This is a genomic window from Gammaproteobacteria bacterium (ex Lamellibrachia satsuma), from assembly GCA_019623805.1.
Lineage (GTDB): Bacteria > Pseudomonadota > Gammaproteobacteria > Chromatiales > Chromatiaceae > QGON01.
Genome location: CP053680.1, coordinates 3,458,814 through 3,474,251, shown reverse-complemented (window position 1 = coordinate 3,474,251; position 15,438 = coordinate 3,458,814). Strand labels below are relative to the sequence as shown.

The following is a 15,438-nucleotide window of genomic DNA, read 5'->3' as shown; positions in this document are numbered from 1 at the left end:
GGAGACATACTTGAATATCGCAAACACGGCCAAAATTCCTATGGACAATACCCTATAGCGTTTTTTCGTCACCATGATATTCTGGCGCTGTTTATCTGATAATCACCCCACAATTTAAGTAAATACTGAAATGGACAACAATATCGTTTGGCACTGCGCCACCGTCACCCGCGAACGCAGGGAAAAGCTCAATCAGCACAAATCCGTCGTCCTCTGGTTTACCGGCCTCTCAGGTTCGGGGAAATCGACTCTGGCTCATGCGCTGGAGGAACAACTCCACCAACGGGGAGGGCGCACCTATGTATTTGACGGTGATAATGTCCGCCATGGCCTCTGTGGTGACCTTGGGTTCAGCGCTGAAGACAGAAAGGAAAATATTCGCAGAATCGGCGAGATGGCCAAACTGTTCGTTGAAGCCGGTGTTATTGCCCTCACGGCCTTTATCTCACCCTTCACTGATGATCGAAAAAATGTCAGAAAACTGTTTTCTGATGATGATTTCATCGAGGTCTACTGTCACTGCTCCATCGAGGAGTGCGAGAGACGCGATGTAAAAGGGCTCTACAAACGCGCCCGAGCTGGTGAAATCTCCGATTTCACAGGCATCTCCTCTCCCTACGAGGTGCCGGAAAACCCGGAAATCAGCATCGATACTGAAAACAACACCCTGGAAGTGTGCGTAGAGCAGCTGCTTGAAATCCTGGTCAAGCGCGAAATCCTTCTGCAGCAAACCGAAAATGCCAAGGAGTCTCTCTCTGTCGCACACTGATGTCCTCAACATCAGCAGTGACGTTTTCCAGGGGGATCTTCAGGATTCCCCATCTTCGAAGTTTCCTTGGTGTCGACGCCATCTCAAGGAGATGGAAGTTCTTTCCCGGTCATGCATCAAAACATCACAGTGAGACGGTCATTGGATGGGGGTTAAAAACCAATACAGCCACAGCCCAGCGGTACGCTGAATCCAATAATCTCCCCTACCTCACCCTGGAAGATGGTTTTCTGCGCTCAGTGGGTCTGGGTGTAGACCAGTCACCTCCCCTTTCCATGGTGATAGACGACCTGGGGATCTATTATGATGCAACCCGCCCTTCCCGCCTGGAGAAAATTCTTACCGGCGAATTCGACGATATACCAGAATCACCTCCATTCAGCAGTCTACGGCAGTATTTCGATGGCGCTCAGAATCCCCTGGAAAACAGGGCGCTGATTTCAAGGGCACAACAGTGCATCAAGCTTATCATCGACAACCGGCTCTCCAAGTATAATTCCAGTCCGGATATCACCCTCAAGCCAACAGCAAAAAAACGCATTCTTGTTGTAGACCAGACAGCCGGCGATCTCTCCATTGAGCAGGGCCTGGCGGAACCAGAAAGCTTTACCCGCATGCTTGATGCCGCACTGGAGGAGCACCCCGTAGCGGAGATCCTGGTCAAGATTCACCCCGATGTGATTGCAGGCAGGAAGCAGAGCCACCTCCTGCGGGCCGGGAAACACCCTCGCGTTCATCTTCTTTCCGAAAATTGCAATCCAGCCAGCCTGTTACATCAGGTTGACCATGTCTACGTCGTTACTTCTCAAATGGGTTTCGAAGCGCTGATGTCAGACAAGCCTGTTACCTGCTTCGGCGCCCCTTTCTATGCCGGTTGGGGGCTTACCGATGACCGGATTCAGATTCCCAGACGCACCAGGAATCGCACCATAGAACAGCTCTTTATCGCAGCCTATATCCTTTACAGCCGGTACTGCGACCCGGATACCGGCAAATCATGCGAAATCGAACGGGTCATTAGCCACTTCACCCTTCAACGGCACTACTTTATTGAAAACAGTGGCAACCTTTTCTGTTTTGGCTTTACTCCATGGAAGCGTGGTTATGTTCGCGACTACCTCTACAGTCCCTGGAATAAAATTCGCTTCGCCAGCAGTGCCTGGCAGATAGAGCGACGCCTGCCACAGAAAGATGCCCGCATTGTTGTGTGGGGGGTTCGTGAGAATAAAAAAATACGCGACCTTGCCAAAAAGCATAATATTCCCATCTGGCGTATGGAAGACGGCTTCCTGCGTTCCGTGGGCCTGGGTTCTGATCTGACAGCCCCGGCATCCCTGGTTTTGGACAAACAGGGGATCTATTTTGACCCAAGCCAAGCCAGTGACCTGGAAACAACCCTTGAAAACACTGTTTTTTCTGTGGAAAAGATTCACCGCGCCCAGTCGATAAGAAAAGCACTTATCGACTCCGGAATCAGTAAATATAACGTCGGCAAAAGAAAACCGCTTACCCACTCAGCGAAACCCGGACAGCGTATTATCCTGGTTCCCGGTCAGGTCGAAGATGATGCCTCTATCCGCCTGGGGTGCCGAGATATCCGTACAAATGGAGCACTGCTTCAAGCTGTGAGAGAAAATGCCCCTGATGCCTATATCATCTACAAACCACACCCGGATGTGCTGAGTGGAAACCGAAAGGGCCAGAGAAAAACCCGCCCTCTCCCCTATTTTGATCAACTGGTTACCGATATTGGCATCTCACAATGTCTCGATACCGTTGACGAGGTGCACACCATGACCTCCCTGGTCGGTTTTGAAGGATTGTTAAGGGGTAAACAGGTTACTACCTACGGCCTTCCTTTCTATGCGGGGTGGGGGCTTACCACTGACAAACACCAACTGGATCGCAGAAATTGCAGAAACAGGACTTTGACAGTAGATGAACTGCTAGCCGGTTGTATGGTATTATACCCTCGTTATATCAATGGTTTTTCTGGGGCTTTTTCCAGTCCGGAAATGGCCATCAGCGGGCTTGAGAGTCAACGATCATCAGCAATCAACGAGACTCGAATCAGCTCACATGGGACCAGTCGTATGGCCAGGAAGCTAAACAACCTTATCCATGGATTGATGTATGGCAAGTAATATTCTCCTGCTTCAAGGACCAGTGGGGCCTTTTTTCAAGCGCCTCGCCATGGACCTGGAAGAATCCGGGCATACGGTTTACAAGATAAATCTCAATGCGGGTGACCGCTTTTTCTTCAGTGGCGAGCATAGCGTGGATTACACCGGCACTGTTAAGCAGTGGCCGGAGTTTCTGAAGCTGTTTCTGGAAGATTGTAAAATCACCACCATCTATCTGTTCGGTGATGAACGCTCGTACCACAAAAGGGCCCATGAAGTTGCACGCTTGCTCTCCATTGACGTATTTGTCTTTGAGGAGGGCTATCTCCGGCCTCACTACGTCACCCTTGAAAAAGATGGCGTAAATGGGCGCTCATCCATTCCACGCTCTCCAGCGACATATGACGGCATCCAGGAAGAGCCCTTAAGACAAGCGACATCAGTTCCCTACTCATTTGCCCATGCAGGTTGGTATGCGGCCGTTTATTTTTTTATGGGATGGCTTGGGCAGAGTCACTTTCCGGACTACATCCACCATCGCCCATTTAAATGGTACAACGAGGCGGTAATATGGGTAAGAGGGGGATTCAGAAAATACTACTACCGCTTTTGTGAACGTGGCGTTCAACAACAACTGACAACACACTATTCAAAGAGGTTCTTCCTCGTACCGCTTCAGGTCCATAACGATACACAGATAAAAATCTGGTCATCGGTTCCCTCTGCGGCTGCCTTTATCAGAAGAGTGATCTCCTCCTTTTCGAAACATGCACCGACAGACACCCTTCTGGTGATCAAACACCATCCACTGGACAGGGGTTACTCAGACTACACCCGAATAATCAATAAACTTGCCGACAAGTATGGCTGCAAAGCGCGGGTTATCTATGTTCACGACATGCATCTGCCCACCCTTCTGAATCATGCCAAAGGCACGGTTCTGCTAAATAGCACAGTAGGCCTATCCTCAATATTACATGGCACACCCGTTAAAACATCGGGCCATGCCATCTACAATATGCCAGGACTTACGTTTCAGGGGAATATGAAAGCGTTCTGGAAAACCCAGGGCAAGGTGGACAGAAAGTTATTTCAGCGATTCAGAAATCACCTCATAGAAAAAAACCAGATAAACGGAAATTTCTACCGGAAAACTCCAGGCCTAAAAAGTCATTCTGGTATTGATTACCAGCATCTATTTGAGCTTACACAGGCATCAGATGAGGCCTCTCATTCAACAGCAACCGACATGCCAATCGCGTCTCCCGGTGCAGATGCTCATGCACTCCTCGCCGCCTATATCGATTCAGTACAGAAGGGTATTGAACATTCGGATGTGGCGTGACCTGTATATCCACCCGCTCAGTGATAGCAAATTCGGGCTGGAATATACAGGATGGCATGGGGTGAGGCTGCTTAAACTGTGACGAACGTAGGGTGCGCCACGCGCACCATGATTGTTGTAACTGTTTATTCTGGTGCGCACGCGCACCCTACCAGATGAATTAATCGCCGTCCTTCATCTTTTCGATCACCAAACAACCTCAACATCGTATCCCCTCAAGCTTCCATCTTTGCTTATCAGGATTAACTCCTCCGACAGCGCCTGGGCTACGAGCATGCGATCGAACGGATCACGATGGATAAAGGGCAATGAGCTAAGCATAGTGCAATGCTCAGGACGCAGGGGCAGGCTGGATACTGCATTGTCTCTCATAAAACCCTGCAGCTGACTCATCCAGTCTGCACCCAGATCCAGTTTGCCAAGGCTGATTTTTATGGCCATTTCCCAGAAGGACATAATACTAACGGAGACGGCGTTGTTTTCATCTTCCAGAAGCACCCTGGCAGTTTGCGAAAGACGCTGGGGTTGACTGCTCATCCATATGAAGGCATGAGTGTCCAGCAATAGGTCCATTACAGGTAACCCTTGAAGTCATTCGGCGTTTCATCAAAATCATCCGCCATGTACTTTACCAGCCCCTTCAAAGTACCCAACCTGCGTTTGTCCCGAGCTTCGGGGAGTACCTCGAGTCGCACCGTAGGTTTATTATTGCGGGCAATAATCACTTCTTCTCCAGCCAATGCCCTCTCAATCAGTTTCGACAGTTGGGACTTAGCCTGATGTACATTGACTTGCATGTGGACACCTCGGAAAATCACTTATTAGCCAACAGTCTAGCTAACCTTACAAAACTATGCAACGGTTTCAGATGAAGGTGCAGAGTCAAACCGCCCAAACAATAGTAGTAACAACGACGGGGTTGAAGCGGTTTGACTCGGGCCACGGCGTACTTTAAACCTTCTTCACAGGGCCAGGATACTGTGCCATAAGAGAGTCGGATGTTAGCAGGGTGATACCCTCAACCATTGCCTGAGCAACGAGTATGCGGTCAAAAGGGTCTTTGTGTGTCGGCGGCAAGCTATCGATAGCAACAGCGTGTTCGCTGCCAATAGGCAGTTCGCTGTAACCATTATCCAGCAGCCCCCGTCGCAGGAGTCGCGCATCTGCCTGAAAATCATCACGTCCCAGCCCACTCTTGATGGCGATCTCCCATAGACTGGCCGCACTGAAAAACAGCTCGTTTTCTACCTCACTAATCAAGCCACGAGCATCAGCAGACAGGCGGTCAGGGTCACCTGCCGCCCAGAGCAATAAATGAGTATCCAGCAGAAGCTTCAAGCTTCATCACCAAAAAGCAACTCAATTTCAGCGCTACCCATCTGATCGAAATCATCGGGTACAGTAATCTGCCCCGCCATAAAGCCCAACCGCTTTACCTGCCCCACCTCCGGCGCACTCAAAGGCATAACCTTGACCAGTGGCTTACCTGCCTTGGCGATGATAAATGGCTCGCCCTTGGTGGCCTGATCAATCAGTCGTGACAGATGCGTCTTTGCTTCGTGGATATTGACAGTGTGCATAACGACCTCAGATAAACTAAGTTCCATTAGTTTAGTCTATAACTGAGTAGAAAAACAATGGAAAGTCTTTGAGAATAGCTAAACAATGGGAAACGAGAAGTTGTCGGTTAAAAACTGATTTTTCTACAGACTCAATATGCGAAAAAGGGATCAAATCGGCCATGAATAAACGGCCTTGGCACATCAGAGCCAAAAGCCAACTAGCGCACTTAGTCAGGCGTGTCGGCGGAGTACAGATCCGCGATGCCTTTGCCAATGTTGTCAAACATGGACGCACTCCGTTCGATTTTGTTGAACAGGATCACTTCACGCCTCTTGGCGATCCTGACAATGCGATGCGTCTATTCAAACGATCCGTTGATATGGTTGAAATAGAGGTATTCTCCTACTGCAACCGTATTTGCTGGTTTTGTCCTAACGCAAAATATGACCGACGGTCAGCACAGCATCACATGGATGACAATGTGTATTTATCCATCCTCAGGCAACTGGGGAAGTGCGACTACAACAGGAAAATCAGTTATAGCCGCTATAATGAACCACTGGCAGACAGGATCATTATCGACAAAATCGCCCAGGCTCGCAGCTTGGTACCAAAAGCGGTTTTGCACCTGAATACCAACGGCGATTACCTGACCAAAGAGTATCTTGACAAACTTTACGACGCTGGCCTGAACAGTTTGAATATCCAGATTTATCTGCGAAATAACCAAACATATGATCATGAAGAAACCCGGCAACTGATGCAAAAAAAGGTCGCCGAACTTGGTCTTAAAGCAAAAATTACAGTTGATCTTTTTGGCCGCCGTTTGGAAGCAGGTATTGGCTACAAAGATATGTTATTGCGTATCTATGGGCGCAACTTTGATAACACAGGCTGCAACCGTGGTGAAACAGTAGGGGTCACCAATCAGCCTGTTCGCACATCTCCATGTTTGTCGCCATTTTATCACGTCTATATCGACTATAACGGTTCCGTCATGCCATGCTGCAATCTGCGCTCTGACATTCCTGAACATCAGGATTGCATTATTGGTAACTTGAATACGCAAAGTAATATTTTTCTGGTTTATGCAAGTGCCAATGCGGTAGCATGGCGGCGTTCACTTGTTGGCTTTGAAAAAAAGGATGGTCTTTGCAAACACTGCAGCTTTGTCCCCTTTGCTAAAACGTCAGTAACCACAACGGTGCAGGACAAGCTGATGGCGATGTCCAAAAAGCGCTGACTCAGCACAATGCTTATTTAATCAGGGCAGTACCTCAATCCAGAAACTGCAACCCTTGCATTTTCCAACGGTGCAGCAACGCCCTTTCACCCTCCCAATTGTGCCGCCGACCCGGTTTGTGTCGATGCAGTGCATAGTGATAGCGCATACCCGGCACAGATTGTCGCTGAAATCCGGCAGCCATTAGCCCTTCAGGCGCACCGAGCATTTCAATTACCCATGCCAGACACAAGACACCCGCACTGGGTGGTGCCTTGAGCTCTCGTACCAACATCCGCCAAATGCTCAGGGGTAGGGTAAGCACCTTCTTATCCGCATCGAGCAGTGAAACAATATTGCCCCAATCGGCAAGATGGTAACGCGCATCCGGTCCGACAATAACCACCCATTCGACCTCCTCGACTGCTGGCGGGTACGGGGTCTGCAAGTTGGGGGCACAAACCCAAACGTCAAGACGGCTACCAACTTCCTGCATCTGTGTCGATAGTTTGCCATCCGACGCCTCGCAGGCAGTTTCAGTAGAAAACAGGTTAAAGCGAAACACCACACTAGAGGTGTCAATGGTACGACCGATAGTGCTATTCGCTAGAGTGGCGGCATTACCGACCACACAAATGCCGTCACGGTTTGCGCTCAGATATGCTGTGAATTCGTCACGCCAAACCGCCTGCTTATTCTGCAATATCGCCAGAGCGTTTGCCTCACTGGAGATCGGCTCACCTCGCTGCGCCATCACTACTGCAACTTGTGGGGAGCTTTCAGCCAAGTCTCTCAGAGTGTCAGAGGGGAACTTATCCAGCGGTGCCTCACTATGCCCCTCCCAAAGCCAGTTAAAAACCCGTCGCTGCGTTACAGGATTAAAACTCACAAAAGAGGTCTGTAACGGCTTAAGTAGTCGCGATGGTGCAGTTAAGCCTAGATCGCGCCGAAACCCCAAGTAGGCAATTAAATTGGCTAAACTTGGCCGCCTGCGCCACGCTGAATAGAAGCAGGCAAGGGTTGTCTTGTCATACTCCCCCTTTTTGCGACGCCAACGTCCTACCGCTGCGCTCAGCCACCATGGTACGCAGGATAATGCAGTTCGATCTGTAGGAAACCACTGCATCAAGATTAACCCATCAACGTTTCTACAAACTGCAAAAAAAGCTTTGCCTGCTTCTCAACATCGGCAAGGGCAACAGTACGCTGCCTAAGTTCATGCGACGCCCGCTGGTACTCTGCTTCATTGAGCAGACGCTCCAGGTTGTCAATCCACTCTTCAGGTTTTGTTGAAACCCAGGCTCCAGCACGGGAAAAGCGAACATTATCTGAATTTGAGGAGCAGAGAGTGGGGATACCCCAATAGCCCGCCTCCAGGACTTTAAGGGCCGATTTGCACTGGTTGAAGGGGGTCTCCTCCAACGGCGCCAGATTCACCCAACTGTTTCTAACACGGGCCTGATACTCAGAAAATGGCACCCGTTCTTCATATGATATCTGTCGTGGATCGGCATTGATGGCAAACACCAGCGGACCGGTTATCTGTAATTTGACCTCGGGATGTGCCCGTAGAAAGCTCGACAACGGCTCTCTGATTTGCGCAAAGTCACGATGATGGCTCCGCGTACCGGGGAAATAGGTAATAATCCTCTTACCCGCATTGGGTAGCACATCATGCGACGCTTGCCGCCAGGCCAGATGCACACTGTTGTGAATGACTTCAACGCGGATAGAGGGAAACAAGCGGCACACATGATTCGCCAGAGGCTCGGTGGAGACGATAACGCCATCAAACCACGACAGCGCCCGCCGATGGGCTCGAAAACGTCGCCGCGTCACCCTGCGTGAAACCAGCCTATTCAGAACACCCGGTGAAGAGTCGGCACAAGCTTCATCAAAGACCAGATCATCGAAATCTGCGATCACTACAACTCCACGGAGACGTAACTGCCGAAGCAGGTACCACAATCGAACGGAGGCAATAGGTCGATGGAAAATAACCGCCTGATATCCTTCCTTCCATTTGAGTTTCGTCAAATGGGTAAGATGGACATCGTGGCCTTGTTCCAAGAGGGCTAGTCCGAGGTTTTCGCAGCGGTAGACGAAAGCGGGATCGTTGCGATAAAGATCCACATTACGGTTACTGGCAACGAATGCAATGTTCTGAATTACCATGTAGCCAGTGCACACCCTGTTATGCAAATGCAATTTACGATTAAGGAATCTCTGATTAATTGAGTCACTGTCATCTCGACCGTAGGGAGAGATCTCAAACCACTGAACTGTCAATAGGTTATGAGGGTTGAGATTTCTCGCTATGCTCGAAATGACAATTAATCAGTGGTTCCTTAAAATTGCATTAATGCTATCCCGTTAACCCCTTAAGAAGCGCACACGTCCACCGACAAGCGCAGCAGCATCGGCAAGCACCTTATCAGCAGTAACGATCATTAGATTATATTCTACCGCGCATGCCAGATGGAGTGCATCCAGGGTACGCAGCGCCGTTTTCCGCCCTAGAAGCCAATGCCGTGCTTGCCAGTAGTGACGATCTTCCAGAGCAACGCGTTCAAACACGTCGAGGCGAAGATCTTCAGAAAAGGTTGTCTCCAGCAATTCTGCCTGCTCGCCAGTTAGCTCTCCCATTCGCACCCAACGCGCTAAAGCGGAAGCCACTTCGACCTCTGTTAAGGCACTGATCACCAGCGTCACCTCATTCTGGATCTGCTCTGCTTGCGCCGTTAACTGCTCCTGACGGTATAACGGCAACAACGCGCTGGTGTCAAAATAGAGACGAGGATCAGCCACGCTCTTCTCTAAGCTCTCGAATCAGCTCTGTTGATGTAGTCTCAGAGGGGGGCAAAGTATCACGTAATTTTGCCCGAACAGATGCACGCGCCACCCGTGAACTATCTGAACTTGGCTCTGGGGGAGCAAGCCGCGCCACTACCCGACCCCGCCGTGTTATCTCCACCTGCTCTCCATGCTCGACGGCTTTCAACAATCGGCTGAGTTGTTCTCTCGTTTCTCGGACACTGACTTGCATAGCCTACCCCTTCAATGTGGTCACATTAAAGTGTACACATAATCGCAAGATTTTCCAAGTCACATAACACCCCTTTATCCAGGTATTTAAGTCAACTCTGTCTTGAATAAAATGTAGCCTGAAGTCACTGGCACCTCGCCAGTTCCAACACCTCAGCGACCAGTTCCTCAGCCCGCACAGCGTCTTCAGCCTCGGCGTAACAACGCAATTCCGGCGCATTACCTGATGGGCGCAGATGGACGATGTCACCACTCTCAAAGGTAAACCGCAGTCCATCAGTCACATCCAGTGCCAAAACCGGACCGTAGAGCCGGGCAAGCGGTTCGGAGTCTTTTTCAAGCTCCATCAACAGTTTCCGACTCCGCTCTATTGCTACACCCTGAAGCCGATCACTCGCAGTAAAACGCTTAGGCAAATCCGTTGTCAGTGCAGAAAGAGGCATCCCCTTTTCATGAGCAAGCGCCAATAGTGCCAGGATTGGCAACACTGCATCACGGGTGGGCAACGGTTGCAGAATTTTCCCGTTGTGCTCAATTTCACTCCCCAGCAGAAATCCGCCGTTCGCCTCAAAACCGACCACCGGTGCCTTTCCGGCAGCCTGCAGTGCCTCCATGCCTTCGATGACATACGGCGAGCCGATGCGGGTCCGGGTGATATGTTTAAACCATCCGCTTTTTTCAATAGCCGTTGTGCAACTGACTGGTGTGACAAGCGCTTCGGCCTTCAGGAATCGTGCGCACAACAATCCGACGACATCTCCCCGAAACCAAATGCCCTGTTCGTCACCAAGCAGAGGGCGATCGGCATCTCCGTCGGTCGAGATCAGTGCATCCAGCTGGTGCTCCAAAACCCACGCTTTAGCACGTTCAGCATCCTCTTCTGAAACTGCTTCTGTATCTATCGGGACAAATTTATCGGTACGCCCCAGCGCTATCACCTCTGCGCCCAACCTGGAAAGCAGTGTCGTCAGCAGATCGCGCGCAACACTGGAGTGCTGATAAAAACCAACTCGCAACCCCGCCAGCATATCCTTGGGAAGGAACTGAAGATATCGTTCCAGATAACGTTGTTGCGCCCCCTCATTCACCGTAGGCAAGTCCGGCAACTCCAGAGGCTCAGGCAATAAAACCTCGGCACCCATAATCGCAGCTTCATCCGCTTTGGTAATCTCACCCTCTGGCCGGTAGAACTTGATTCCGTTTCGGTCGAACGGAATATGACTGCCGGTTACCATGATTGCCGGAACTCCCTTCTGCATTGCATGCAATGCCAGTGCAGGCGTAGGTACTACCCCGCAGAACTCAGCAACAAGGCCAGCCGATTCAATCGCAAGAATACAAGCACGCGCAATCTCGGGGCTGCTGGACCGCAGATCGATGCCAACAACAACTTGTTGAACCGATGCACGCTCAAACAAATTAAGGAAAGCTGCTGTATAACCAGCACAAACCTCAGGCGTCAACTGTTCGACCAAACCGCGGGCACCACTGGTCCCAAAAACCACACCACTGTCAGTTGCCAATTGCTGAATAGAGACTGTTTTCATGTTTTTAAATCTTCATCTTCCATATGCGCAAGGCGAGTTCGACCGCATCCTCGTAACGTGGTTCAAGCTGCTCGACTGACTCCGGATAGTCAGAAAAGTCCTCGTCGAACAGCGACTCTGAACGATCTGGAAATGCCTTCTCTTTTATTCGTGCATTACACTCCAGGTATCGATGATAGAACTTCATCGCCTCTTTGCGGCTGGCAGGGTAATTTTTGCCATGACACAATTCTGAGATGAGCCGGGTCACCGCATCGCGCTCTTTGTTCCTCTGGCCCTCGACCATACGCGGCATCTTCCGGTTGACCTCAAGTAGAAAATCCGCACCCATTTGATTTAGCGACTCATTCTCCACAACAGGCATGCGCTTGCCTTCCGGATGTAACCCGCAAACAGCGCAGAAATCATGCACCAGATCACCCTGTTCCCACTCACGCGGTGAAAAGAGACGAACCATTAGCGTCTCTTCGCCAAACACCGCACACCAATTATCGTAGATTTTGTCGTAATCGAAATAGTATGGTACAGGCCCTTTAGGTGCACCAGGAAAGAGAATCGGAGTGGGATTGCCGGACTTGATCTTGGTCGAATAGAGACTCACCGCCACGCGATCTTGCCGACGCAGGTAGAGTACGATTTCAAATCTCTCCACCCATGGCTCCAAAAATGCCTTTAGCCGGGCAATTGTTTCTTTACCAAACAGCCGACTGTGTAGGTGTTCTGATGAAATGACCAGTACATTCGCCTCGGGTGCTGCCGCAAACTCCCGCAACAAATTGTCTCGTAGCGCTTCCCTATACAACTCCTGATCCGAGGCAGAATGAATGCCTAACGCAACCCCCCCATCCGTTTCCCAAGGCTTGTTTTGTGCGCAGGCAACAAAACCCCACTGAGTCCCACCGTTTTTACCAGTGGCCGATGGGTAGATCACACCATCTCGGGCCAATGCCGTACGATTCACCGCCAGAAAACGTTGTATGGTGGTAGTGCCGGTCTTCTCTGTACCTATATGCAGCACACAGCGTTTGAAACGCTTTTTTTCCGCTTGGCTGGTCATGCTTGAACCATTTGATGGCTTGGCAACCTGCCCGATAACCGAGCGCAACTTGTTGATTACCATTTCGAGCCCTTCTGCAGATCCCTGGCTTTGTCACGGTGGGCAATCTCTTCCAGCGCTAAAAGGTAGGCACGACTGTTCGAGTGCACCCGATCACTGGCCGCCATTTCCGCCTGTGGCCACCATCGATAATCGAGGTGCTGCGCTGAAGGCAGGCTACTCAGGTCAATATCCTGCCGAAAATGGTAGGCCAGCACCACATAATGGGTATCCGGTGTCTCGCCAAAGACACTATCATTGTAGAAATGCTCATACACGCCCAGGAAACAGGTGGAGGCGCGGCTCGCCTCGACGCCCAGTTCATCCCTTGCCAGCCGCGTGAAAGCGATATCAAGACTTTCGCCCTTCAGAATTCGTCCACCTGGCACAAACCAACACCCCTGCGCCGGACGATTATTGCGCAAGCCAAGGAGAATCTCACCGCAGCCATTTTCTACCGCCAGATCAATCGAAACCAGCGGCGTTGACGCCACAACGGTCTGGAAAACATCAGCTGGTAGATGCACTTTCAGCCCTTGAACCGTTCCTGATTCTCCAGAAACCAACGATAGGCATCACGCAGCCCCTCTTCAAGGGTAATCGACGCCTCCCAGCCCAACGCCTTCAAACGGGCAACATCCATCAACTTGCGCGGTGTACCATCGGGCTTACTGCTGTCGAAGCTCAGCTTTCCGAAAAATCCTGCAACACGGGCAATCGCTTCTGCAAGTTCCCGAATCGTACAATCCACACCGGAGCCAACGTTGATATGAGACAGCATTGGTTTTGTATTCGCCTTATAGGATTCACTATTCAGTTCCATCACATGCACACTGGCCGCCGCCATATCATCCACATGCAGAAACTCGCGCATCGGTGTACCACTACCCCAGATTACCACCTCTTCTGCATTGGATTGAACTGCCTCATGAAAGCGGCGCAGCAACGCTGGAATCACGTGGCTGTTCTCTGGATGAAAGTTGTCATTCGGTCCATAGAGGTTAGTTGGCATTACACTACGGTAATCACGACCGTGCTGACGATTATAACTCTCGCACAACTTGATGCCGGCAATCTTGGCAATGGCATATGGCTCGTTTGTGGGCTCCAGCGTCCCAGTGAGCAGCGCCTCCTCCTTCATCGGCTGCTCGGCCGACTTGGGATAGATACAGGAAGAGCCGAGGAACAGTAACTTCTGCACCCCCACCGAGTGCGCCGCATGAACAATATTGGCCTCAATCATCAAATTTTCATAGATAAAATCAGCAGGGTAGGTATTGTTGGCATGGATACCACCCACTTTCGCCGCCGCAAGGTACACCTGATCTAAACCTTCGTGCTCGAAAAAAGCCTGTACAGCCGCCTGATCCAACAGATTCAGCTCATCACGTCCGCGGGTGATGATGTTGGTATACCCTAACGCCTGGAGGCGCCGGATAATGGCAGCCCCAACCATCCCCCGATGGCCGGCCACAAAAATTTTCTGCTGCAGGTTACGGGACATAATCAATGCTCTGCCTGAATCGGCAACTCGTACCCATGCTCTTTCAATAACGCATGCCGTCGTGCCTCGTGCAGATCGGTAGCCACCATCTCAGCACACATCTCCTGGACTGTGATTTCCGGTACCCAGCCCAACTGCTCTTTCGCTTTGGTAGGATCACCCAGCAGGGTTTCCACTTCAGCGGGACGAAAATATCGCGGATCAACTGCAACGATCACATCGCCCACTTTCAACCCAGGCGCTTTGTCACCCTCTATTCGCTCAACAATACCCTTCTCATCCAGCCCTTCACCCTCAAAACGCAGGGTCAGCCCTAATTCTGCGGCTGTCATGCTGACAAAATCGCGCACTGAGTGCTGGACGCCGGTTGCGATCGCAAAGTCTTCAGGATGATCCTGCTGCAGCATCATCCACTGCATACGAACAAAATCCTTTGCGTGACCCCAGTCACGAAGCGCATCCATATTGCCCAGGTAGAGGCACTTTTCAAGCCCCTGTGCAATGTTGGCCAAACCGCGGGTAATCTTCCGCGTGACAAACGTCTCACCACGTCGCGGTGACTCATGATTGAACAGGATCCCATTACAGGCGTACATACCATAGGCCTCACGGTAGTTCACCGTGATCCAATAGGCATACAGCTTGGCTGCCGCATAGGGGCTGCGCGGATAAAACGGCGTGGTCTCTTTCTGGGGCGTCTCCTGCACCAGCCCAAACAGTTCGGATGTAGATGCCTGGTAGAAGCGCGTCTTCTTCTCAAGCCCCAGTAAGCGAATCGCCTCAAGGAGGCGAAGTGTGCCCATACCAACAACATCGGCAGTGTATTCAGGCGCCTCGAAACTAACAGCCACATGGGATTGTGCTGCCAGATTATAGACCTCATCCGGCTGCACCTCCTGAAGGATTCGGGTTAGATTAGAACTGTCCGTAAGATCACCGTAGTGGAGTATAAATCGTTGATTGTCAACATGTGGATCCTGATAGATATGATCCACGCGCTGTGTATTGAATGATGAGGCACGGCGCTTGATACCGTGTACCTCGTAGCCCTTCTCTAATAATAACTCTGCCAGATAGGAGCCATCCTGGCCCGTTATGCCCGTAATAAGTGCTTTTTTCATTTTATCAATACTTCCATAAATATTTTACTATGAGGCTCACAAATACCTGAACCGTCACCTGATTGAATGAGTAATTATCTGCTATCCACACCTCAGGAAGAAC

At 50.7% G+C, this 15,438-nt stretch carries 17 protein-coding genes; 4 read left to right on the top strand and 13 right to left on the bottom strand.

Features of this window, described 5'->3' with window-relative positions:
* Positions 1–130: 130 nt before the first annotated feature.
* The 3 genes from cysC to HPY30_15205 are packed head-to-tail and all read left to right on the top strand — an operon-like array spanning position 131 to position 4,237.
* Positions 131–769, top strand: coding sequence for an adenylyl-sulfate kinase (gene cysC, locus HPY30_15215; GenBank protein QYZ67212.1), 639 nt, complete (start codon positions 131–133; stop codon positions 767–769).
* A complete protein-coding gene (locus HPY30_15210; protein ID QYZ67211.1) occupies positions 769–2,913 on the top strand; it encodes a capsular polysaccharide biosynthesis protein in 2,145 nt (714 codons plus the stop codon). The genes cysC and HPY30_15210 overlap by 1 nt, the downstream gene beginning before the upstream one ends.
* On the top strand, positions 2,903–4,237 hold the full coding sequence (locus HPY30_15205) for a capsular biosynthesis protein (protein ID QYZ67210.1): 1,335 nt from the start codon (positions 2,903–2,905) through the stop codon (positions 4,235–4,237). The genes HPY30_15210 and HPY30_15205 overlap by 11 nt, the downstream gene beginning before the upstream one ends.
* Positions 4,238–4,423: 186 nt before the next feature.
* On the opposite strand, the gene HPY30_15200 is transcribed toward HPY30_15205, so the two are convergent.
* From HPY30_15200 to HPY30_15185, 4 genes are all read right to left on the bottom strand, one after another.
* A complete protein-coding gene (locus tag HPY30_15200; GenBank protein ID QYZ67209.1) occupies positions 4,424–4,810 on the bottom strand; it encodes a type II toxin-antitoxin system VapC family toxin in 387 nt (128 codons plus the stop codon).
* Positions 4,810–5,034 carry a type II toxin-antitoxin system Phd/YefM family antitoxin gene (locus tag HPY30_15195; protein ID QYZ67208.1) on the bottom strand — a complete coding sequence of 75 codons (225 nt, stop codon included), beginning with the start codon at positions 5,032–5,034 and terminating at the stop codon, positions 4,810–4,812. The genes HPY30_15200 and HPY30_15195 overlap by 1 nt, the downstream gene beginning before the upstream one ends.
* A gap of 154 nt (positions 5,035–5,188) precedes the next feature.
* Positions 5,189–5,575, bottom strand: a complete 387-nt coding sequence (locus HPY30_15190) for a type II toxin-antitoxin system VapC family toxin (GenBank protein QYZ67207.1) — start codon at positions 5,573–5,575, stop codon at positions 5,189–5,191.
* The gene (locus tag HPY30_15185) at positions 5,572–5,817 is read right to left on the bottom strand and encodes a type II toxin-antitoxin system Phd/YefM family antitoxin (protein ID QYZ67206.1); all 246 of its coding nucleotides are present in this window, start codon (positions 5,815–5,817) and stop codon (positions 5,572–5,574) included. The genes HPY30_15190 and HPY30_15185 overlap by 4 nt, the downstream gene beginning before the upstream one ends.
* 161 nt (positions 5,818–5,978) lie before the next feature.
* On the opposite strand from HPY30_15185, the gene HPY30_15180 reads away from it, so the two are divergent.
* Positions 5,979–7,043 (top strand): radical SAM/SPASM domain-containing protein, encoded by a 1,065-nt coding sequence (locus tag HPY30_15180; protein ID QYZ67205.1) that lies wholly within the window; start codon positions 5,979–5,981, stop codon positions 7,041–7,043.
* A 34-nt stretch (positions 7,044–7,077) separates the two neighbouring features.
* Here HPY30_15180 and HPY30_15175 read toward each other — a convergent pair whose 3' ends face one another.
* The 9 genes from HPY30_15175 to gmd form a co-directional block, all read right to left on the bottom strand.
* Positions 7,078–7,911 (bottom strand): hypothetical protein, encoded by an 834-nt coding sequence (locus tag HPY30_15175; GenBank protein QYZ67204.1) that lies wholly within the window; start codon positions 7,909–7,911, stop codon positions 7,078–7,080.
* Positions 7,912–8,153: 242 nt separating this feature from the next.
* A complete protein-coding gene (locus HPY30_15170) occupies positions 8,154–9,197 on the bottom strand; it encodes a hypothetical protein (GenBank protein ID QYZ67203.1) in 1,044 nt (347 codons plus the stop codon).
* A 198-nt stretch (positions 9,198–9,395) separates the two neighbouring features.
* Positions 9,396–9,830, bottom strand: a complete 435-nt coding sequence (locus HPY30_15165) for a type II toxin-antitoxin system VapC family toxin (GenBank protein ID QYZ67202.1) — start codon at positions 9,828–9,830, stop codon at positions 9,396–9,398.
* A complete protein-coding gene (locus tag HPY30_15160) occupies positions 9,823–10,068 on the bottom strand; it encodes a type II toxin-antitoxin system prevent-host-death family antitoxin (GenBank protein QYZ67201.1) in 246 nt (81 codons plus the stop codon). Before HPY30_15160 ends, HPY30_15165 begins: the two co-directional genes overlap by 8 nt.
* A 124-nt stretch (positions 10,069–10,192) precedes the next feature.
* Positions 10,193–11,614: a phosphomannomutase gene (locus tag HPY30_15155; protein ID QYZ67200.1), complete on the bottom strand. Its 1,422-nt coding sequence runs from the start codon at positions 11,612–11,614 to the stop codon at positions 10,193–10,195.
* Positions 11,615–11,618: 4 nt separating this feature from the next.
* Positions 11,619–12,734 carry a hypothetical protein gene (locus HPY30_15150; GenBank protein ID QYZ67199.1) on the bottom strand — a complete coding sequence of 372 codons (1,116 nt, stop codon included), beginning with the start codon at positions 12,732–12,734 and terminating at the stop codon, positions 11,619–11,621.
* Positions 12,728–13,237, bottom strand: a complete 510-nt coding sequence (locus tag HPY30_15145) for a GDP-mannose mannosyl hydrolase (GenBank protein ID QYZ67198.1) — start codon at positions 13,235–13,237, stop codon at positions 12,728–12,730. Before HPY30_15145 ends, HPY30_15150 begins: the two co-directional genes overlap by 7 nt.
* A 2-nt stretch (positions 13,238–13,239) precedes the next feature.
* Positions 13,240–14,214 carry a GDP-L-fucose synthase gene (locus HPY30_15140; protein ID QYZ67197.1) on the bottom strand — a complete coding sequence of 325 codons (975 nt, stop codon included), beginning with the start codon at positions 14,212–14,214 and terminating at the stop codon, positions 13,240–13,242.
* Positions 14,215–14,216: 2 nt separating this feature from the next.
* Positions 14,217–15,335, bottom strand: coding sequence for a GDP-mannose 4,6-dehydratase (gene gmd / locus HPY30_15135; GenBank protein QYZ67196.1), 1,119 nt, complete (start codon positions 15,333–15,335; stop codon positions 14,217–14,219).
* Positions 15,336–15,438: the final 103 nt, after the last annotated feature.

What these genes read in the sequence shown, in the direction of transcription:
- HPY30_15180 (QYZ67205.1), top strand. Translation starts at nt 5,979, where the DNA reads ATGAATAAACGGCCTTGGCACATCAGAGCCAAAAGCCAACTAGCGCAC.
- HPY30_15200 (QYZ67209.1), bottom strand. Translation starts at nt 4,810, where the DNA reads ATGGACCTATTGCTGGACACTCATGCCTTCATATGGATGAGCAGTCAA.
- HPY30_15140 (QYZ67197.1), bottom strand. Translation starts at nt 14,214, where the DNA reads ATGTCCCGTAACCTGCAGCAGAAAATTTTTGTGGCCGGCCATCGGGGG.
- HPY30_15160 (QYZ67201.1), bottom strand. Translation starts at nt 10,068, where the DNA reads ATGCAAGTCAGTGTCCGAGAAACGAGAGAACAACTCAGCCGATTGTTG.
- HPY30_15195 (QYZ67208.1), bottom strand. Translation starts at nt 5,034, where the DNA reads ATGCAAGTCAATGTACATCAGGCTAAGTCCCAACTGTCGAAACTGATT.
- HPY30_15205 (QYZ67210.1), top strand. Translation starts at nt 2,903, where the DNA reads ATGGCAAGTAATATTCTCCTGCTTCAAGGACCAGTGGGGCCTTTTTTC.
- cysC (QYZ67212.1), top strand. Translation starts at nt 131, where the DNA reads ATGGACAACAATATCGTTTGGCACTGCGCCACCGTCACCCGCGAACGC.
- HPY30_15210 (QYZ67211.1), top strand. Translation starts at nt 769, where the DNA reads ATGTCCTCAACATCAGCAGTGACGTTTTCCAGGGGGATCTTCAGGATT.
- HPY30_15155 (QYZ67200.1), bottom strand. Translation starts at nt 11,614, where the DNA reads ATGAAAACAGTCTCTATTCAGCAATTGGCAACTGACAGTGGTGTGGTT.
- HPY30_15170 (QYZ67203.1), bottom strand. Translation starts at nt 9,197, where the DNA reads ATGGTAATTCAGAACATTGCATTCGTTGCCAGTAACCGTAATGTGGAT.
- HPY30_15150 (QYZ67199.1), bottom strand. Translation starts at nt 12,734, where the DNA reads ATGGTAATCAACAAGTTGCGCTCGGTTATCGGGCAGGTTGCCAAGCCA.
- gmd (QYZ67196.1), bottom strand. Translation starts at nt 15,335, where the DNA reads ATGAAAAAAGCACTTATTACGGGCATAACGGGCCAGGATGGCTCCTAT.
- HPY30_15185 (QYZ67206.1), bottom strand. Translation starts at nt 5,817, where the DNA reads ATGCACACTGTCAATATCCACGAAGCAAAGACGCATCTGTCACGACTG.